General features: G+C 51.5%; 3 protein-coding genes and 1 pseudogene. All 4 read left to right on the top strand.

What is annotated here, in order from left to right:
• Window positions 1–113: 113 nt before the first annotated feature.
• Window positions 114–221: pseudogene (locus tag H7847_RS26470) on the top strand (IS3 family transposase); the annotation flags it as partial.
• A 172-nt stretch (window positions 222–393) separates the two neighbouring features.
• Window positions 394–780, top strand: coding sequence for a hypothetical protein (locus H7847_RS26465; RefSeq protein ID WP_227272693.1), 387 nt, complete (start codon window positions 394–396; stop codon window positions 778–780).
• A 259-nt stretch (window positions 781–1,039) separates the two neighbouring features.
• Window positions 1,040–1,237: a hypothetical protein gene (locus H7847_RS26460; protein WP_227272691.1), complete on the top strand. Its 198-nt coding sequence runs from the start codon at window positions 1,040–1,042 to the stop codon at window positions 1,235–1,237.
• A 252-nt stretch (window positions 1,238–1,489) separates the two neighbouring features.
• Complete coding sequence (locus tag H7847_RS26455) at window positions 1,490–1,948, top strand: DsrE family protein (RefSeq protein WP_227272689.1); 459 nt, start codon at window positions 1,490–1,492, stop codon at window positions 1,946–1,948.
• Window positions 1,949–2,823 lie beyond the last annotated feature (875 nt).

The following is a 2,823-nucleotide window of genomic DNA, read 5'->3' as shown; positions in this document are numbered from 1 at the left end:
TTGACGATCTGCTCGCCAGGGCTCTTCGTTGTCTTTCTCATCGTCCACTCCTCAGTGGTGACGATGAGCCAGAAACACTCCCTTAGCAAATCACCCTAAATGGCCCCATAAGCGCTGACGTCAGACACTACATCGAGCGGTTCTACAATCCGACACGTCGTCACTCGACCATCGGATATTTAAGCCCTATGCAGTACGAGGAGAAAGCAATGAAAGCTTAAGTTGCCGTCCACAAAACCGCCAGCAGCTCGGGCCGATGAGAAAAAACCGAGATCGCTCAAGCCCAATCAAAAGGATAGTCATCGGTAAGGCCTCGCGCAAAAGATGAGCACATGTTGCATTACTAGGCATACGCTCTTACAGCAACAGATGATTGAATAGAAAGGTGAAGCCATGTCTGTGATTGACGAAATCAAAAAGCTCGAAGCCCAAAAGCAAAAACTACTTGGTAAGGCCAAGGCTGAAGCAATGAGTGCGGCGAATAAGGCGCTCGCCGATCTAAAGGCACTTGGGTTCGAGTGTCATCTGGCTGAAGGTCCGAAACCCAAGGCGAAGCGCGCCGCACCCAAGGCAAAAGCAACACGAAAGCGCCGCCCTGGTATACGCGATGAGGTCATGAACGTCGTTACTGCATCCGAGAATGGTCTGGTTCGCAAGGAGATCTTTGCGGCTATGAGTGCAACCGATAAATCCGCACAACAGGCCATTGCCAATGCGCTCGCCGCTCTCAAGAAGTCAGGTCAGCTGACGACTGAAGGACGTGTCTACAAGGCAGTTTGATCCGCCGGAGCGCATTTGGTCATAGTCGGAACGAACGGCGTACGTCCGGCTTTCTCACACGCATTGGCGGCTCGCACCTTTTTACAATGACGTGATTGCTCAGTCGCAAGGCCTGAGCAATTCTCGCGAAACGCGTATTGCAACACTCTGATGTTTCTGAAATGTTCTCACTTCATGGGGAGCCGACAGCCACACCGCTATGATATCATAGACCGTGAGTTCCCGGTTCGGGTGACGGTTAGGACGACGCCCGAAAAGGATGAGCTACCTCAAGCTCGAAGACGATCGCATTGTCCACGATCGCTTCAAATACGTGCCCGGTGACTTCCTGAAAGCGATAAGGGCTTCGGACAGCCATTGGCGAAACCGTTCGGTTCTACCCAACGCCCTTGTAAATGGTACAGACATCTTTGCCTCGGCGCTTGGGCTTACAGGCGCATATGATGCACCGGCGTAGCCTCCTGTCACAGACCTGATTGATCTGGTTCTCGGAAACCGAGTTGGACTGATTTGCCGCCCTTGGCGCCCGGGATTCATCCAGCATGGTCTTGATAGCCTTCGGGCGAAATGTCGCCTGACCGATTGGCCTTTATCATTGATGATTGAAGTCGTGTCCTCAACCTTCATACTTTGACAAAGGTAAGCATACGTAGAAAGCCTCATTCGTCGTCAAAGACGCCAGTCAACAAACACCTATTGGGAAAAAGTTATGAATCGGATTTCATCTGTTCTTGTGGCTCTGGCGCTCATGACCGTTTCGACCCAATCTGGTTCCGCTCAGGGGAATGATCGCTATGGCATTCAAAACGTAGTGTACCATATAAACTATGACGGTGGTGATGGCGATCAACGGTATAAGGGCGCTTTGAAGAACATTCAAAACCACATAAATGCCGTGGGTGCGGAAAATATAAACGTGAAGGTTGTCTTGCACAGCTATGGTGTGGGCTTGCTAGCATCTGCTCAGTCAAGCGAGGAGCTGCAGGAACAAGTGCTGTCCCTAAAACATCAGAATGTAGACATGCATGTTTGCAATAACACATTAAACAGCAAAAATATCTCTTACGAAGATGATTTATTCGATGTTGCTGAAGTAGATATCATCCCAAGCGGAGTTGCTGAACTTTCCCACCTTCAGATGCAGGGATACACATATATCAAGCCGTAAATACATACAATGATCTCTCTTGGTATCGTATGTCTGACGTCAGCGCCAATGGGGCCATTTAGGGTGATTTGATAAGGGAGTGTTTCTGGCTCATCGTCACCACTGAGGAGTGGACGATGAGAAAGACAACGAAGAGCCCTGGCGAGAAGACCGTCAAAGACATCAAGCGGGCCAAACGCAAGGTAAGCGGTGCATCTGGCCCCTATTTTAGGGTCTTCTGAGATAAGCAACTAAGGCCTATATTGGCGCTACGCGCCAAGACGGACGCACAAATTTGTGCACTTCCTCGTCTTGCCCCGTTTCAGTGGACAGTTTCAATTGATCCGGTTGACCGCTCTTCGAAGTCAGCCGGGCTTACGTTGCCAAGATATCCATGGCGACGTTTTCGATTGTAGAACACCCTAGGGCATCAATGTCATCAGGAAGATCAGCCGTCGCAATCATGAGGGTGGCTATCAAATTCAGGCATCAGACGCCCGCGCAATTAGCGGCCTGATTCACTCTGCCGCAGTCGGCGGACGTACCGTCAAGGCCCTCACCTTGCGCCAATCCAGACCCGAGAACAGCGCCTCGAACTGGGCATGATTGAGCGACATCAGACCATGAAGAGATGGCTGCGCTGAAGCGCGAGCTGGCCCAGGTGAAGAAGGAGCGTGATTTCCTAAAGGAAGCGGCGGCGTACTTCGCCAGGCTGTCGAAGTGAAGTGCGCCTGTATCAATCTGCGGCGCGATCATTATCCAGTGCGCGTGATGTGCAGGCTGCTGGGCATTTCAGCCAGCGGATACTACGCTTGGCGCACACGTCCGGAGAGCACCCGTGCAGAACAGGACAGAGAATTGATGCCGAAGATCAGGCGGATCTTCGAGGTCAGCAA

Origin of the sequence: Roseobacter weihaiensis, from assembly GCF_020622345.1 — a bacterium.
In the GTDB taxonomy this organism is placed as follows: domain Bacteria; phylum Pseudomonadota; class Alphaproteobacteria; order Rhodobacterales; family Rhodobacteraceae; genus Roseobacter; species Roseobacter weihaiensis.
The sequence above is the reverse complement of the archived record's forward strand: the minus strand, read 5'-3'. Positions and strand labels throughout refer to the sequence as shown.